Origin of the sequence: Corynebacterium efficiens YS-314, assembly GCF_000011305.1 — a bacterium.
GTDB lineage: Bacteria > Actinomycetota > Actinomycetes > Mycobacteriales > Mycobacteriaceae > Corynebacterium > Corynebacterium efficiens.
The window spans coordinates 1,302,221-1,317,117 of the sequence record NC_004369.1 but is presented as its reverse complement, the minus strand read 5'-3'; the positions used below and the strand labels follow the sequence as shown (position 1 = coordinate 1,317,117).

Genomic DNA, 14,897 nt, shown 5'->3' with positions numbered 1-14,897 from the left:
CCCCGGAAAAGCATCCCTTTCCTGTGGGAATCACCACAGCATGCGAGGCTCGTGAGGGACCGGATGGGCCGACAACCATGAACGTTTTCGTTGGTCTGTGCCGGGCATGCTGACGATTTCGGCTCTTTCCACCACAGAACAACGATTCTGTTCACACCACCGTCTGGCATACAGCCGACCCCCACATCGCCCAACACGACAACAAGCGACCCTCCTCCACCGGGGAGAAGGGTCGCTTGTTGTTGGTCAGTCAGCCTGGCGGGAAACTAGTCCCTCCAGCCGCCGCGTCCACCGCGATCATCACGGTCACGGCCGCCGCGGAAACCACCACGGCCACCACGATCGTCACGGTCACCACGGAATCCACCGCGTCCACCGCGATCATCACGGTCACGGCCGCCGCGGAAACCACCACGGCCACCACGATCGTCACGGTCACCACGGAATCCACCGCGTCCACCGCGGTCGCCGCCACGGTCATCGCGCTCGAAGCGACGTGGTGGACGTCCACCGGAGTCGCGTTCGATGTTGATGAGCTGGCCGGAGATACGGGTGTCACGGAGGTTGTCCAGGACACTCTGTGGCAGATCCTTCGGCAGTTCGACCAGGGTGTGGTCGGCTGCGATGGTGATGCGTCCGAAGTCCTTGGAGTTCAGACCACCCTCGTTGGCCAGGGCACCGACGATGGCACCCGGGCGGACGTGCTGGCGCTTGCCCACCGCGATGCGGTAGGTGGCCAGGTTCGCGTCGTCACGGTCGAAGCGGGACGGACGGTCGCCACGGTCACGGCCACGGCCACCACGGTCGTCGAAGTCGCGGTCACGGCGGCGGTCGCCACGGCCACGGTCGCGGTCAGCGGCCTGCTCGGTGAGGAAGAAGTCATTGCCGGCCTGTGCCTGGGTGGCCAGTGCGGCGGCGACATCCTCGAGGGGTACGTCGTTCTTCTCGGCATACTCCTTGATCAGGGTGCGGAAGAGAGCGACCTGGGGGTTCTCGAGTGCCTCGGTGATGGAGTCGGCGAACTTGACCTTGCGGTACTCGTTGACCTCGTCCACGGTCGGCAGTTCCATCTCCACCAGTGGGGCGTTGGTGGCCCGCTCGATGGAGCGGAGCATACGGCGCTCACGTGGGGTGACGAACAGGATGGCCTCGCCGGTACGTCCTGCACGGCCGGTGCGGCCGATGCGGTGGACGTAGGACTCGGTGTCGTTCGGGATGTCGTAGTTGAGCACATGGGAGATGCGCTCGACGTCGAGACCACGGGCGGCGACATCGGTGGCCACCAGGATGTCCAGGCGGCCATCCTTGAGCTGGTCGACGGTGCGCTCACGCTGGGCCTGGGCGATGTCACCGTTGATGGCAGCTGCAGAGAAACCACGGGCACGCAGCTTCTCGGCGACCTCTTCGGTCTCGTGCTTGGTGCGCACGAACATGATCATCGCCTCGAACTCGGTGACCTCGAGGATGCGGGTCAGTGCGTCCATCTTGTTGCGGTGGGCAACAGACAGGAAGCGCTGGGTGATGTTGGTGGCGGTGCGGGTCTCGGACTTGACCGAGATCTCCTGCGGGTTGTTCAGGTACTGCTTGCTCAGGCGACGGATGCCGTTCGGCATGGTCGCGGAGAACAGTGCCACCTGCTTGTCATCAGGGGTGTCGGCGAGGATGCGCTCGACATCCTCCTGGAAGCCCATGTTGAGCATCTCATCGGCCTCATCGAGGACGAGGAAGCGCAGACCGGAGATATCCAGTGAGCCCTTCTCCAGGTGGTCGATGATACGACCCGGGGTGCCGACGACGATGTGGGCACCGCGACGCAGACCGGACAGCTGGATGCCGTAGGCCTGTCCACCGTAGATCGGCAGGACGTTGAGACCACCGAGGTGGTCGGCGAAGGACTGGAAGGAGTCAGCGACCTGGAGCGCCAGCTCACGGGTGGGGGCAAGCACGAGAGCCTGGGGGCTGCGCACGGACTTGTCGATGCGGGAGAGAACCGGCAGCGCGAAGGCTGCGGTCTTACCGGTACCGGTCTGTGCGAGGCCGACCACATCGTGTCCGTCCATGAGGACGGGGATGGTCTGTGCCTGGATGGGGGAAGGAGTTTCGAAACCAACCTTGCGCACAGCGTCAAGAACCTGCTGTGGCAGTCCGAGTGCATCGAAGCCGGTGGAGGCTTCCGTAGAGGATGACTCGTGTGAAGACTGGGTTACGTCTTCCGAGGAGTCCTCATTCACATTCTCATTGATTACATTGCTCGCGCTGTCCGCTGCTTCGGCGGAGTCGGCGTCCTCAGAAATTTCCGCAACCCTGGTGATCTCTTCGCTACCCTCAGACACAGCGGTGCCTTCAACAGTGTTGGTGGGGGTGTCGAGAGCGAAGTCAGCTGCTGCTGAGTCACCCTGCGGGGTTTCCTGAGATTCCGACGAAATGACGTTATCCGGCTGTTCTACGTCGCCGTTGACGTTATCGGTATTTCTCATTGTTTCTCCAACTTACGCCACCGGTCGGAAAAACTCCATAGCCACCCCACGTCGACACGCGTCACACCCTGCACCATGAGCTGCGAAAATGAAACGCAGGTCACGCTTTTGTCCCAAAAATGCTTTTCGACGCCCACCCCACCGCCCCAATAACCCCCGAGAAGGTGACACCCATCACCGGGAGCATCCCAGTGGGACATTCCCTACTGCCCCGCCTATTAGTCTGATCATAGTATTCGTGCGTCCAGGGAGTAAGGTGGCTTTCGTTCAAATCCCGTACCGCTCGAGCCCCTTATACAGGTGATCCCTGACCGATCCCTGTCCGGCACGGCGGGAATGTCCCTTTGAAACGGAGACCGCATTTCCATGAATGCCTCCCCCACCGTGACTGATCAACTGGTGCAGACCAGAAAATTCAAGGGTCTGCGTGCTCGTCACATCCACTTCATCGCGCTGGGTTCCGCCATCGGCACGGGCCTGTTCTACGGTTCCGCCGGCGCCATCCAGGCCGCCGGCCCCTCGGTGCTGCTCGTCTACCTGCTCGGTGGCGCCGTGGTGTACTTCATGCTCCGGGCACTCGGTGAGATGTCGGTGCGCCACCCGGTCCGCGGCTCCTTCGCGGTGTACACCCGCGCGCACCTCGGCGGCTGGGCCGGGTACATCACCGGGTGGATGTTCGCCTTCGAGATGCTCATCGTCTGCCTGGCGGATCTCACCGCCATCGGCATCTACATGAAATTCTGGTTCCCGGATACCGCGCAGTGGGTCTGGGTGGCCGCCACACTGCTCATCGTCGGTGGTGCCAACCTGGCCTCGGTGCGCTGGTTCGGCGAACTGGAGTTCGTGTTCACCCTGATCAAGGTCACCGCGGTCATCGCCATGATCGTCGGTGGCGCCGCGATCCTCGCCTTCGGCCTGGGCAACTCCCCGGAGGTCTCCGGGATCTCCAACCTATGGGAACACGGTGGGTTCTTCCCCAACGGCATTGAGGGCATGATCGCAGCCTTCATCCTGGTGCTCTTCGCCTTCGGTGGCACCGAGATCATCGGTGTGGCCGGATCGGAGGCCGAGGATCCGGAGAAGTCCATCCCGAAGGCCGTCAACACCGTCCCGGCGCGCATCCTGCTGTTCTATGTGGGTGCCATCCTGGTCATCCTGGCACTGAACCCGTGGCAGACGATCACCGGTGAGGAATCCCCGTTTGTGCAGATCTTCTCCACCCTGGGGGTCAACTGGGCCGCCGGTCTGCTCAACCTCGTGGTGATCACCGCCGCGCTGTCCGCCATCAATGCCGACCTCTTCGGCGCGGGTCGCGTGCTGACGGGCCTGGCCAAGGAGAACCTGGCACCGAAGATCATGGGCAGGGTGGCCGGCAACGGTGTGCCGATCATGACCACCGTCATCATGATCATCGTCCTGATCCTGGGCGTGGTGCTCAATGTGATCCTGCCGGAGCGCGTCTTTGAGATCGTCGCCTCCCTGGCCACGTTTGCCACCGTGTATGTGTGGCTGATGATTCTGCTGGCCCAGGTCGCCTCCCGCCGCCAGATGAGTGCGCAGGAGGTTGCCGGTCTGAAATTCCCGGTGCCGTTCTATCCCTTCGGCCAGTACTTCGCCATCCTCTTCATCGCCTTCACCTTCGGCATCATGGTCTGGTACGACAACTACCACCTGGCCCTCGGAGTCGGTGTCGGGTTCCTCGTGGTGATGACCATCCTCTACTACGCCACCGGCCGGCCGAAGGCGATCGCTCCGGCGCAGTAGGCCCTTATCCGTTTCTACCGGATTCCAGCAGGGCTGACACCCCCACGCCCGCTTCCCTACCGTGGGCGGGCATGGAAAACGAAACGTTTGGCACTGAACTTCCCGACACCTGGGTGGGTCGCATCGACGGTGACAACCCCGAACACGCGCTGTGGTACACCACGGTGAGCCCCCTTCCGGAGCCGGATGAGGTGGAGGAGGGCGTCGTCACGCTTGGTTTCGCCTCCGACGAGGGCAACCTGCGCAACCACGGCACGGCAGGCGCGGCGCTGGGCCCCGACGCGATCCGCGGGGTGCTCGGCCTGGTCGCCGTCCATGACGCACGGCCCCGGTATGACGCCGGCACGATCCGGGTCGGTGGGGATCTGGAGCGCGGGCATGATGAACTCAGCGACGCGGTGGAGACCATCGCGCGCGCCGGCCACCTGCCGATCGTGCTCGGCGGCGGGCACGAAGCCGGGTTCGGGTCGCACCGCGGGATCTACCGGGCGCGGGGTTCTTCGCCTGCGATCATCAACCTCGATGCGCACCTTGATCTGCGCGCCGCGGAGCGCCCCACCAACGGCACCCCGTTCCGGCAGGTCCGCGAACTGGTCGGCGAGGAGTTCCGTTATTCCGTGCTGGGTGTTTCCGTCCCCAACAACACCGACTTCTTGTTCAACGCCGCCCGCGAGTTCGGCACGGAGGTCACCACCGATGATGAGATCAACGCGATGAGCCCGCAGGAGGCGGCCGACCACGCGCTTGCGCTCGTCCGGGACGCCGAGCACATCCACCTCACCGTCGACATCGATGTGCTCTCCGAGGCGCTCGCCCCGGGCACCGGCTCACCGGCAGCGGTCGGGGTGGAGCTGGGCCGCATCCGGGCCATCTGCACCGGGTTGGCTGCTACCGGGCGTCTCACGCTTGTCGACGTCGTCGAGGTCAACCCACGCCTCGACCACAACAATCAGACGGCGCGTGTCGCCGCCCGCCTCATCCACGAGATCGCCGAAGCCCATCTCAAGGCCACCTAGGAAATGTGCTCACAGGCCAACAGATCAGCCCTTCAGGCACCCCGCAACCACGACATCGCCCACAGATGTTGGCCTCTGAGCGTCTCTCCGCCGCTTCCGCGAGAAAGCGGATACCCACCCGAAGGGCGCAGGTTGATCTTAGGGGAGCAGATTTTTCATATGCGGCCGAGCTTTCATGGAATGGATGATCAACTCATTGCCACTATCAAAAACCAGAAGGACGATTTCAAGCAACCGCCCGCTCTGGTCAAAACCTAGTCTCAACTGACGCGCCGGGCTATCCTCGTCCAGATCTTCAATCCACAGCGCCCAGGTCGCAGCGTAGATGGAGTCCTCTTCGGGAATTCCATGCTTCAGAGCGGACTTATGGACTTTCACGCCGCAGTCTGGTGAAGAGCATCACGAATGATTTCGGAGCGGCTCTTACCCTCCCTTAGGGCACGGGCATCGAGCGCAGCAATTTCTGCGGCGGTCAGACGTAGGGAGATGACCTGGGAGGCGCTGGCCCCTCGACCAGGCCGTCCACGCCCGCGTTTCCGTAGCGCGTCAACGTCAAAACCCGCCTCGGCTTCTGCGGCCCACTCATCGATCATTTCCTCCGTGACGGGGACCCCATTGATAGTTTCCTTACTACTCATACGCATAATGTATTACGAAAATCAAGAGGCCGCAAGAGGTTCTCAGCCCCGCAGGAACTCCATGATCGCCGGCCAGTCACGCCTTGTCTGACGCATGCCCGCATCGAAGGTGGCCCGGAGTTTACCCAGGTTGATCTCGGTGTTCTGGATGGCCATGTCCTCGGAGAAGAACACATAGGCCTGGCCGGCCTTCTCCAGGTCGAGGATGCGCTGTTTGGTCTCGTTGTAGCGCGCGGGCCTGGATAGAGTCGCCTGCGCCACCGCCGGATAGCGCCTGAGCACGGCGGTGAGCAGACCGGGGCGGGTGAACTCCGATCGCCAATAATCCCGTGGCCTGGAGGAGAGCACCAGGAAGCGCTCGAAACCGGCATCCAGGGCGGGCTGCAGCATCAGTCCGCCGGTCTCGCCGATGGCGCCGTCGACATAGGGGGTGCCGTCGATGACCGGGATCGGCATGAACCCGGGCATGGTCGACGATGCCCGCACCCGCTTCATCAACTGTGAGAGTTCCGTGGCTGATTCCCTCCCCCAGTACACCGTCTCCCCCGTGTCGGCCCGCACCGCGGAGATCTGGAACGGCGTGGGATTGTTGGTGAAGGTCTCGAAATCATAGGGGTGCTGCTGATCCGCACCCGGGGCGATCTCATACATGTGCTCGGCGTGGAAATACCCCTTGCCGCGCAGGAACGGGCGGATCCCGGAATGCCTGCGGTCGGCGGCGAAATCCACGAAACTCGCCTTCGTGCGGAAGCGGTCCCCGGACAGGTAGTTGACCGTGTGTGAGGAGCCGGCCGAGACTCCCCCGACCCACCCGACGTGGATGTCATGGGCGATGAGCTGATCCACCACCGCAGCCGTATATGCATTGCGGGTGCCACCGCCTTCGATGATGAGGGCGACCTCCGGGAAGTACTGAGGTGAGGATAAAGACATGAGGATGAGTCTACGCGCGCCACCTCCCCCCACCGGACACCCAAACGAAAGCCGACATGCCGAAAACTGTGCCGTTGACCACAAAAACACACCATAACCGCATTTAATTCAACCCCGAAAGAGGTCAACCGGGAACCGTCCCGGGGTAGGTTACGACCATGTAGGAGATGACGGTTTCATCAAACCATTACACAAGGAGACCGTCGCACCCGATCACCTATTGAGGGGAAGTGTTTTCACGTGGATGTCATCGACATCGCACGGTGGCAGTTCGGTATCACCACCGTCTATCACTTCATTTTCGTCCCGCTGACCATCGGCCTGGCACCACTGGTGGCGCTGATGCAGACCTTCTGGCAGGTCACCGGCAAGGAGCACTGGTACCGCGCGACCAGGTTTTTCGGCACCATCCTGCTGATCAACTTCGCCATCGGTATCGCCACGGGCATCGTCCAGGAATTCCAGTTCGGCATGAACTGGTCGGAGTACTCCCGGTTTGTCGGTGATGTCTTCGGCGGTCCACTGGCGCTGGAGGGGCTCATCGCGTTCTTCCTAGAGTCGGTGTTCCTGGGGCTGTGGATCTTCGGCTGGGGCAAGATCCCCGGTTGGCTGCACACCGCGTCGATCTGGATCGTCGCCATCGCCACGAATATCTCGGCCTATTTCATCATCGTGGCCAACTCCTTCATGCAGCACCCGGTGGGTGCGGTGTACAACCCTGAGACCGGCCGCGCGGAGCTGACCGATATCGTCGCGCTGCTCACCAACCCCACCGCCCTGGCGGCGTTCCCGCATGCGGTGGCCGGTTCCCTGCTCACCGCCGGCACCTTCGTGGTGGGCATCTGCGGGTGGTGGCTGATCCGCGCCTCGAAGCAGGAAAGCCACCGCATGTTCCGCCCCGCCCTGTGGATGGGCTGGTGGACCACGGTCATCGCCTTGATAGCGGTGGCCGTCACCGGTGATATCCAGGCCAAGCTGATGTTCCAGCAGCAGCCGATGAAGATGGCCTCGGCGGAGTCGCTGTGCCACACGGAGACGGATCCCAACTTCTCTATCCTGACCATCGGCACCCACAATGACTGCGATTCGGTCATCCACCTCATCGAGATGCCCTGGGTGCTGCCCTTCCTGGCGGAGGGTCGGTTCACCGGGGTCACCCTGGAGGGTGTGCAGGATCTGCAGGCCAAGGCGGAGAGCCTGTACGGACCCGGTAACTATGCGCCGAACCTGTTTGTCACCTACTGGTCCTTCCGCGCCATGATCGGCCTGATGGTCGGGTCGCTGGCCATCGCCTTCATCTCCTGGTTGCTGCTGCGCAAGGGCCGCACGCCCACCGGGAGAATCGCCCGGTGGTTCGCCTGGGGCAGCCTGGCGGTGATCCCCATGCCGTTCCTGGCCAACTCGGCCGGGTGGATCTTCACGGAGATGGGCCGCCAGCCCTGGGTGGTGCACCCGAATCCGGAGTCGGTGGGTGATCCCCGCACCGAGATGATCCGCATGACGGTGGATATGGGTGTCTCCGATCATGCGCCGTGGGTAGTGTGGGTGACCCTCATCGGTTTCACCCTGCTGTATTTCATCCTGTTTGTCATCTGGTTCTGGTTGATCAGACGTGCCGTGCTGATCGGCCCGCCGCACGAGAGCGGGCCGGTGGGGGATGCGTCGCAAAGCAACCAGCCGGGACCGTCCGCCCCGACCGGCGCCGACCACCCGGCGCGCCTGGAACCTGTCCGTTTCACCGTCCGCGAGGAGGCATAACATCATGACCCAGCTGCCTGAACTGTGGTTTGTCCTGATTGCGGTGTTGTTCACCGGGTATTTCGTCCTGGAGGGTTTTGATTTCGGTGTGGGTCTCCTCCTGCCGTTCCTGGGCCGTGATGAACGCACGCGCGGCGCGCTGCTCAAGACGATCGGGCCGGTGTGGGACGGCAATGAGGTGTGGCTGATCACCGCCGGTGGTGCGCTGTTCGCGGCGTTCCCGGAGTGGTATGCCACCCTGTTCTCCGGGATGTATCTGCCGCTGTTTCTCATCCTGGTGGCCCTGATCCTGCGCATTGTGGGTCTGGAGTGGCGCAAACAGGTCAACGACGCAACCTGGCGCCGGTGGTGTGACGCGGCGATCATCATCGGGTCCTGGGGGCCGGCTCTGCTGTGGGGACTGGTGTTCTCCAATATCATCGCCGGCATGCCGATCCAGGCGGATTTCACCCTGGATTCCCTCGACGCCCTGGCCGCGATGCTCAACCCGTATGCCCTGCTGGGTGCGGCCGCCTTCACCGCCCTGTTCACCCTGCACGGTCTGGCGTTCATCCGCCTCAAGACCACCGGTGATGTCCGCGACCAGGCACGGAAGGCCTTCTGGCCGGTATTCGGGCTAGCGGCGGTCACCGCTGTCCCCTACGCCGTGTGGACGGTGCTGGCCCATGACGGGCAGTGGTGGATCGCCGGCATCGCGGTGCTCTGCGCGGTGGCGGGCATGGGCTTCATGCTGGCCAACCGGGATGGCCTGGCGTTCCTGTCCTCGACCATCTCCGTAGTGGCGGTGGCGGCACTGCTGTTCGTAGCACTGTTCCCCAATGTCATGCCCACCACCCTGGTGGATGGTGCCTCGCTGGATATCTGGAATGCCAGCTCCAACCCGTACACCCTGCGCATCCTCACCTGGACCGCGCTGATCCTCACCCCACTGGTGCTGGCCTACCAGGGCTGGACGTACTGGGTGTTCCGCAAACGCATCCGCGCGGACCGCATCGACGCGCCCGCGCCCGCCCTCCAGGAGGCCTGAGGGTGCGTGAGCTGTGAGTAAACCCCTCGATCCCCGGCTGGTGCGGTTGTCTGCGCCGACCCGCCGGTGGATCATTATCATCGCGATCCTGACCGCCGCGAAGTCCGTCGCCACGGTGGTCATGGGCGTGCTCATCGGTGTCACCACCGCCGGAGCAATCGAGCACGGCATCGAACAGACCACTCTGAACACACAAGCCCTCACCGCCCTGGTCCTCACCGTCCTCATCCGCGGTGCCCTCGCGTGGGCGGAGGCCCGATTCGCGGAGCGGGCGGCCAACGAGGTGGTGGTAGATCTGCGCGCCCGCACCCTGACACACCTGGCCCACTCCGATCCCCGGACGGTGGACCAGGGCCGGTGGCGTACCCTGCTGGGCCACGGCATCGAGGGCCTGGGTCCGTATCTCACCGGCTATCTGCCGGCATTGGCGGCCACGGTGATCGCCACGCCGCTGATGCTGGCGGTGGTGTGGTACCTGGATACCGGGTCCATGCTCATCGCGCTGGTCACCCTGCCGCTGATCCCGGTGTTCATGTGGCTGGTGGGCACGCTCACCGCGGGGCTGACCGAGCGTCGTCTGGCGGATCTGTCGGCCCTGTCGGATCAGCTGCTCGATCTCATCGCGGGGTTGCCCACGCTGCGGGTGTTCCGCCGGCACCGCGATATGGCGCGCGAGGTGGATCGTCTCTCCCACAACCACGCCACCTCCACACTCCACGTGCTCAAGATCGCGTTCCTGTCCAGTTTCGTCCTGGAATTCCTGGCCACGCTCTCCGTGGCGATTGTGGCGGTGACCATCGGTTTCCGTCTGCTCGCCGGTGAGCTCAGCCTGGTGGTCGGGTTGACGGTGCTCATCATCATCCCTGAGGTCTACGCCCCCATCCGCCAGGTCGGTGCACGCTTCCACGACGCGCAGGACGGGTTGGCGGCGTCCGGGGAGATCCTCGATCTGCTCAGTAGTACGCCCGCGGATACGCCCTCGCGGGGGGAGGTCGGGGCGTCGACAAGCATCCGGGTGGTCTTCGACCAGCTCACCGCCACCGGGCGCGACGGTGACCGCCCGGACCGTCTCAGCGGTGTGGCCGAACCCGGGCAGCTGACCGTGCTGTGGGGGCCGAACGGGTCGGGGAAGACGACGGCACTGCTGGCGGTGCTCGGCATTGCCACGGAAGGGGTGACCGGGCGCGCGGAGGCGCTCACCCCGGAGGGCCCCGTCACCGGTCCGGCACTGTGGGAACACTGCGTCTACCTGCCGCAACGCCCCGTGCTCGATCCCACGAGCATCGGCGATGAGGCCGCCCTGTCCCTCGGGCAGCGCCAGCTCGTCGCCTTCAACCGCGCGCTCGGGCGCTCCCCGCGCCTGCTGCTTCTCGACGAGCCGACCGCCCACCTCGACGCCGCCAGCGCCCGGGATCTGCTCGTGCGCGTGCGCGGGCTTTGCGACGCCGGTGCCACCGCCCTCATCGTCTCCCACGATCCCCTCGTGGCCGACTTCGCCGACAAGATTGTGGAGGTTGATTCCCGTGCAGCTCATCCGCACGCGTGACCTGGTCAGCCCTGTCCTGGCCGGAACACTGACCCTGGTGGCGTCCATCGCGCTCACCGTGGTGTCGGCGTGGCTGATCACGCGCGCCTGGCAGATGCCACCGGTGATGGACCTGACCGTGGCGGTCACCGCCGTGCGCGCCCTGGGCATCACCCGCGCGGTGTTCCGCTATATCGAACGGCTGGTCTCCCACGATGTGGCCCTGAGCAGTGCGGCACGCGCCCGCTCGGTGGCCTATGAACGGCTGGCGGGATCCGGGGCGTCGGTGGGGGCGATGTCGCGTGGTTCCCTGCTCACCCGGCTGGGCTCGGATATCGATGCCGTGGCCGATGTCATCGTCCGTGCCATCGTGCCCGTGGGTGTGGCGGCGGTGACCGGCGTGCTGTCCGTGAGCTTCGCTGCCCTGCTCAGCTGGGAGGTCGCACTCGTGCTCGCCGTGGGTCTGGTGCTGGCCGCCGTGGTGCCCTCCGGCCTGAGTGCGCGGGCGGTGCGACAGGCGGAGGCGTTGCGCGCGCGCAGCGTGGAGGCCTACACCGCAGCCGTGGACCGGGTGCTTGCCGACGCCGTGGCCCTCCGCGTCGGCGGCGGGATGGAGCCTGCCCTAGCTCAGGCTGATTCCGCGGCCCGCTCCTATGCCCGCGCCGGTGAATCCGGGGCCTCGGCCGATGCCGTCGGGGCGGCCAGTTCCCTGTGGATCCACGGGCTGACCATCACCGGTGTGCTTCTGGTGGCGGGTACGGCCTACCTGGATGGTGGCCATTCCCCGCAGTGGCTGGCGGTGCTGGTGCTGCTGAGCCTGGCGGCCTTCGAGGCGGTGTCCGTGCTGCCGAATGCGGCCGTAGCCTGGACCCGTGGTGCCGGTGCCCGGGCACGGTTGGAGGAGGTGCTGCGGGGGTCTGGTGCGTTGGGTGTTGTTCCGGCGGCTGGGGCTGTTGTCTCGGACGAACCCCGCCTGGTGGCCCGCGATCTCAGCTACGGCCGGGATACGGACCTGGGCGTGATCAACCTGGATCTGCCCTTCGGTGCCCGGCACGAGATCATTGCCCCCTCCGGGTCGGGTAAGACGACCCTGCTCATGACCCTGGCCGGCATTCTTCCTCCCCGCGGTGGCGAGGTGAGCGTGGACGGGTACTCCCCCGCTTCCGTGTCCGGGACCGTGGTGCTGTTCAGCGCCGAGGACGCCCACGTCTTCGCCACGACCGTCCGCGACAACCTCGCCCTGGGTGCCGCCGATGCCAGCGACGAGGAGATGATGGAGGTGCTGGAGGCGGTGGGTTTGGCGGATTGGGTGGCAGAACTCCCCGGCGGCCTGGACACCGTGCTCGGCAGCGGCGCGGCCAGCCTGTCCGGTGGCCAACGACGCCGCCTGCTCCTGGCCCGCGTCCTGCTCACCGACGCCCCCATCCTGCTTCTCGACGAACCCGTCGAACACCTCGACGCTGGTGGCGCGGCCGAGATGCTAGAGATGTTGAACCGCGACGCTTTGCCCGGCCGCCGGGCGCGACGAACCGTGGTGGTGGTGCGGCATCCGAGGTGAGCAGGTGGTGGTTTCGGTTAAGGTCGAATCATGGGCACCTTCACCGTCATCCGCTCCGCCGACCGCGACATCTGGCGGGATTCCGCCGTGATCTCCAGGCAGTCCTTCCCCGCCACCGGCAGCTTCGACCTGGAGGCCAACGCCTTCGGTCTGCTCATGGTGCACAACGATGACATCGTCTCCCCCGGCGAGGGCTTTGACATGCACTTCCACATCAAATGGCCCCTTCATGAATCCTTGACGTGTCGAAGAGGACTTCAAATCGAAAAACCTACGAGATATTTTCAACGAGATCGAACGTATGATTTTGATGTGCATCATTAGCGATTAGCGGTCCAATTTAACTCTCACCACAGCCTGCAAACTGTCATTTTCCACCGTCACCCCGTTAGATCCGTCCCACAAGCAAAAGATTAGAGCCCCCTCCAATTTCTTTGCATATGCACCTAGTACTTCGTTAACTCTTGTGGGGTGATCTTTGCGGGGCGTAATGTTTGATCATGAACACAAAACCACCACCCATACCCCAGGCGATCTCCAGGATTTCGTCGCCGAAATCTTCGCCTCCCTGGTCCGCAAAGACCAACGCGCCACCTCCAGCTACTACCTGCAGGAGTTGATGTTGGAGGGGCGCCGGAAATCCATGCAACCCATGGGCGAACGACTGGGTATTGATCACCAGCGACTCCAGCAATTCGTCTCCACCTCACCCTGGCCAGTCGAACCGGTCAGAAAATCCCTGGCCAACAGGGTAATTTCCCTTGTTCAGCCCGATGCCTGGGTTGTCGATGACACCGGTTTCGTCAAAGACGGATCACCCCTCACCCGGAGTCGCCCGGCAATACTTAAGGCACACTGGGCAAAGTCGGCAATGTTCAGATCGGGGTGAGTGTGCACGCCGTGACCGACGTGGCGTCGTGTCCACTTAATTGGCGGTTGTTTCTCCCCGCCAGCTGGGATGAGACCACCACCGACTCGGAGGAAGAACGCACCCTCATCCGGCAACGCCGGGCCAAAGCCCTGATCCCTGCTGATATCGGGCACCGCCGGAAAGTGGGAACTAGCATGTGAGATGATCGACGAACTTAAGGCTTGGGGTGTGAACCCACCGGTGGTGGTCGCGGACGCTGGATACGGTGACAACGGATTATTTCGCACCGCACTGACCACCCGCGGGCTGGATTATGTTGTGCAGGTCAAAGGATTAACCAGCGTGCACCCCGGTGACGTGGTCTTTGACACCCCAGAGTATTCCGGGTTCGGCCGGCCGAAGAAACCTTCGGTACCGGACCCCACCTATCCAGGCCCAGGAACTGGCCCAATCACTCCCGGTCGCACAGTACCGCCCCGTGTCCTGGCGACAAGGTAGCAAAGGCACCTTGACCAGTAGGTTCGTGGCAGTGCGGGTGCGCTGTGTTTTGTCAACTTTTTGCCTGCCAAAAGAGCGCAGAAAACCCGGCCACCTCAGCGGGTTTTCCGGCCATGTCAGCCTCAGGTCATCAGCGCGTGTTTGACCCGGTAGGACTCGCCGGTGAAGTGCAGCAGCCGGCCGTGGTGGACGATCCGGTCAATGACCGCGGCGGCCATGTGATCGTCACCGAAGACGGCACCCCACTTGGAAAACGCCAGGTTCGTCGTCAGAATCAGGCTGCGCTTTTCGTAGGCGTCCGCGATGACCTGGAACAACAGACGGGCCCCGTCGGTGTCGATGGGTAAATAGCCGAATTCGTCGATCACCAGCAGCTTGTTCCTAGCCAGGCCGGCCAGTTCCTTGTCGAGCCGGTCGGCGTCCTTGGCGCGGCGTAGATGCGCGACCAGCGAGGCGGTGGTGAAAAACCTCGCCGGGATCCCCGCCTGACAGGCCTGGGCCACCAGTGCGCAGGCCAAATGTGTTTTCCCGGTGCCGACGTCGCCGTAGAAGACCAGATCCCCGCCGGTATCGATGAAGTCCAGCCGCCGCAGCTGGTCCCGGCCGTAACCGTCGGGGAAGCTGATGTTGGTCCAGTCGTAGCCGTCGAGGGTTTTGACCATCGGCAGCTTCGCCGCCCGCAGCAGTCTGGTGGTGCGGGCGGTGCGGCGGGACTGCTGCTCGGCGATGAGCAGTCCGTGGAGGTACTCGCGTTGTTTCGGGGTGCCTTTGTCCGCCCACTCCGCCAGCACAGTCGCGGTCAGGGAGGTGGCTTTGCCGGCGGTGATGATGT

Annotated in this window: 15 protein-coding genes; 10 read left to right on the top strand and 5 right to left on the bottom strand. The window is 64.0% G+C overall.

The window, feature by feature from the left end; translation table 11 throughout:
- Window positions 1-266: 266 nt before the first annotated feature.
- Window positions 267-2,477, bottom strand: a complete 2,211-nt coding sequence (locus tag CE_RS06320) for a DEAD/DEAH box helicase (RefSeq protein ID WP_006769219.1) — start codon at window positions 2,475-2,477, stop codon at window positions 267-269.
- Window positions 2,478-2,843: 366 nt separating this feature from the next.
- On the opposite strand from CE_RS06320, the gene CE_RS06315 reads away from it, so the two are divergent.
- Both CE_RS06315 and CE_RS06310 read left to right on the top strand, forming a co-directional pair.
- Window positions 2,844-4,241 (top strand): amino acid permease, encoded by a 1,398-nt coding sequence (locus CE_RS06315; protein WP_006769218.1) that lies wholly within the window; start codon window positions 2,844-2,846, stop codon window positions 4,239-4,241.
- 71 nt (window positions 4,242-4,312) lie between these two features.
- The gene (locus tag CE_RS06310) at window positions 4,313-5,257 is read left to right on the top strand and encodes a formimidoylglutamase (protein ID WP_006769217.1); all 945 of its coding nucleotides are present in this window, start codon (window positions 4,313-4,315) and stop codon (window positions 5,255-5,257) included.
- 138 nt (window positions 5,258-5,395) lie between these two features.
- Here the strand turns inward: CE_RS06310 and CE_RS06305 are convergent, their stop codons facing one another.
- Genes CE_RS06305 through CE_RS06295 form a run of 3 tightly spaced genes read right to left on the bottom strand, consistent with a single transcriptional unit; the run spans window position 5,396 to window position 6,828 of the window.
- The gene (locus tag CE_RS06305; RefSeq protein ID WP_006769216.1) at window positions 5,396-5,635 is read right to left on the bottom strand and encodes a hypothetical protein; all 240 of its coding nucleotides are present in this window, start codon (window positions 5,633-5,635) and stop codon (window positions 5,396-5,398) included.
- On the bottom strand, window positions 5,632-5,895 hold the full coding sequence (locus CE_RS06300) for a ribbon-helix-helix domain-containing protein (RefSeq protein WP_006769215.1): 264 nt from the start codon (window positions 5,893-5,895) through the stop codon (window positions 5,632-5,634). Before CE_RS06300 ends, CE_RS06305 begins: the two co-directional genes overlap by 4 nt.
- Before the next feature lie 42 nt (window positions 5,896-5,937).
- The gene (locus tag CE_RS06295) at window positions 5,938-6,828 is read right to left on the bottom strand and encodes a patatin-like phospholipase family protein (protein WP_006769214.1); all 891 of its coding nucleotides are present in this window, start codon (window positions 6,826-6,828) and stop codon (window positions 5,938-5,940) included.
- Between the two features lie 240 nt (window positions 6,829-7,068).
- Between CE_RS06295 and CE_RS06290 the strand changes: the two genes are divergently transcribed.
- The 8 genes from CE_RS06290 to CE_RS14875 all read left to right on the top strand — a co-directional run bounded on the left by CE_RS06290 (window position 7,069) and on the right by CE_RS14875 (window position 14,065).
- Window positions 7,069-8,586: a cytochrome ubiquinol oxidase subunit I gene (locus tag CE_RS06290; RefSeq protein ID WP_006769213.1), complete on the top strand. Its 1,518-nt coding sequence runs from the start codon at window positions 7,069-7,071 to the stop codon at window positions 8,584-8,586.
- A gap of 4 nt (window positions 8,587-8,590) precedes the next feature.
- Window positions 8,591-9,613, top strand: a complete 1,023-nt coding sequence (cydB, locus tag CE_RS06285) for a cytochrome d ubiquinol oxidase subunit II (RefSeq protein WP_006769212.1) — start codon at window positions 8,591-8,593, stop codon at window positions 9,611-9,613.
- Between the two features lie 13 nt (window positions 9,614-9,626).
- Window positions 9,627-11,159, top strand: a complete 1,533-nt coding sequence (locus tag CE_RS15620) for an ABC transporter ATP-binding protein/permease (RefSeq protein WP_011075366.1) — start codon at window positions 9,627-9,629, stop codon at window positions 11,157-11,159.
- Window positions 11,128-12,696 carry a thiol reductant ABC exporter subunit CydC gene (cydC, locus tag CE_RS06275; RefSeq protein ID WP_011075365.1) on the top strand — a complete coding sequence of 523 codons (1,569 nt, stop codon included), beginning with the start codon at window positions 11,128-11,130 and terminating at the stop codon, window positions 12,694-12,696. Before CE_RS15620 ends, cydC begins: the two co-directional genes overlap by 32 nt.
- A 30-nt stretch (window positions 12,697-12,726) precedes the next feature.
- Entirely contained in the window at window positions 12,727-13,020 is a 294-nt protein-coding gene (locus tag CE_RS15790) for a hypothetical protein (RefSeq protein ID WP_006769209.1), read from the top strand.
- A gap of 166 nt (window positions 13,021-13,186) precedes the next feature.
- On the top strand, window positions 13,187-13,585 hold the full coding sequence (locus CE_RS06265) for a transposase (protein WP_006769208.1): 399 nt from the start codon (window positions 13,187-13,189) through the stop codon (window positions 13,583-13,585).
- Window positions 13,582-13,767 carry a transposase gene (locus CE_RS14880; RefSeq protein WP_011075362.1) on the top strand — a complete coding sequence of 62 codons (186 nt, stop codon included), beginning with the start codon at window positions 13,582-13,584 and terminating at the stop codon, window positions 13,765-13,767. Before CE_RS06265 ends, CE_RS14880 begins: the two co-directional genes overlap by 4 nt.
- Before the next feature lies 1 nt (window position 13,768).
- Window positions 13,769-14,065 (top strand): transposase, encoded by a 297-nt coding sequence (locus CE_RS14875; protein ID WP_006769206.1) that lies wholly within the window; start codon window positions 13,769-13,771, stop codon window positions 14,063-14,065.
- A 122-nt stretch (window positions 14,066-14,187) separates the two neighbouring features.
- Here the strand turns inward: CE_RS14875 and istB are convergent, their stop codons facing one another.
- Window positions 14,188-14,856, bottom strand: a complete 669-nt coding sequence (istB, locus tag CE_RS06260; RefSeq protein ID WP_006769205.1) for an IS21-like element helper ATPase IstB — start codon at window positions 14,854-14,856, stop codon at window positions 14,188-14,190.
- Window positions 14,857-14,897: the final 41 nt, after the last annotated feature.

What these genes read in the sequence shown, in the direction of transcription:
- CE_RS06310 (WP_006769217.1), top strand. Translation starts at nt 4,313, where the DNA reads ATGGAAAACGAAACGTTTGGCACTGAACTTCCCGACACCTGGGTGGGT.
- CE_RS15790 (WP_006769209.1), top strand. Translation starts at nt 12,727, where the DNA reads ATGGGCACCTTCACCGTCATCCGCTCCGCCGACCGCGACATCTGGCGG.
- CE_RS06320 (WP_006769219.1), bottom strand. Translation starts at nt 2,477, where the DNA reads ATGAGAAATACCGATAACGTCAACGGCGACGTAGAACAGCCGGATAAC.
- CE_RS06315 (WP_006769218.1), top strand. Translation starts at nt 2,844, where the DNA reads ATGAATGCCTCCCCCACCGTGACTGATCAACTGGTGCAGACCAGAAAA.
- CE_RS06265 (WP_006769208.1), top strand. Translation starts at nt 13,187, where the DNA reads ATGTTTGATCATGAACACAAAACCACCACCCATACCCCAGGCGATCTC.
- CE_RS06295 (WP_006769214.1), bottom strand. Translation starts at nt 6,828, where the DNA reads ATGTCTTTATCCTCACCTCAGTACTTCCCGGAGGTCGCCCTCATCATC.
- CE_RS14875 (WP_006769206.1), top strand. Translation starts at nt 13,769, where the DNA reads ATGATCGACGAACTTAAGGCTTGGGGTGTGAACCCACCGGTGGTGGTC.
- CE_RS06300 (WP_006769215.1), bottom strand. Translation starts at nt 5,895, where the DNA reads ATGAGTAGTAAGGAAACTATCAATGGGGTCCCCGTCACGGAGGAAATG.
- cydB (WP_006769212.1), top strand. Translation starts at nt 8,591, where the DNA reads ATGACCCAGCTGCCTGAACTGTGGTTTGTCCTGATTGCGGTGTTGTTC.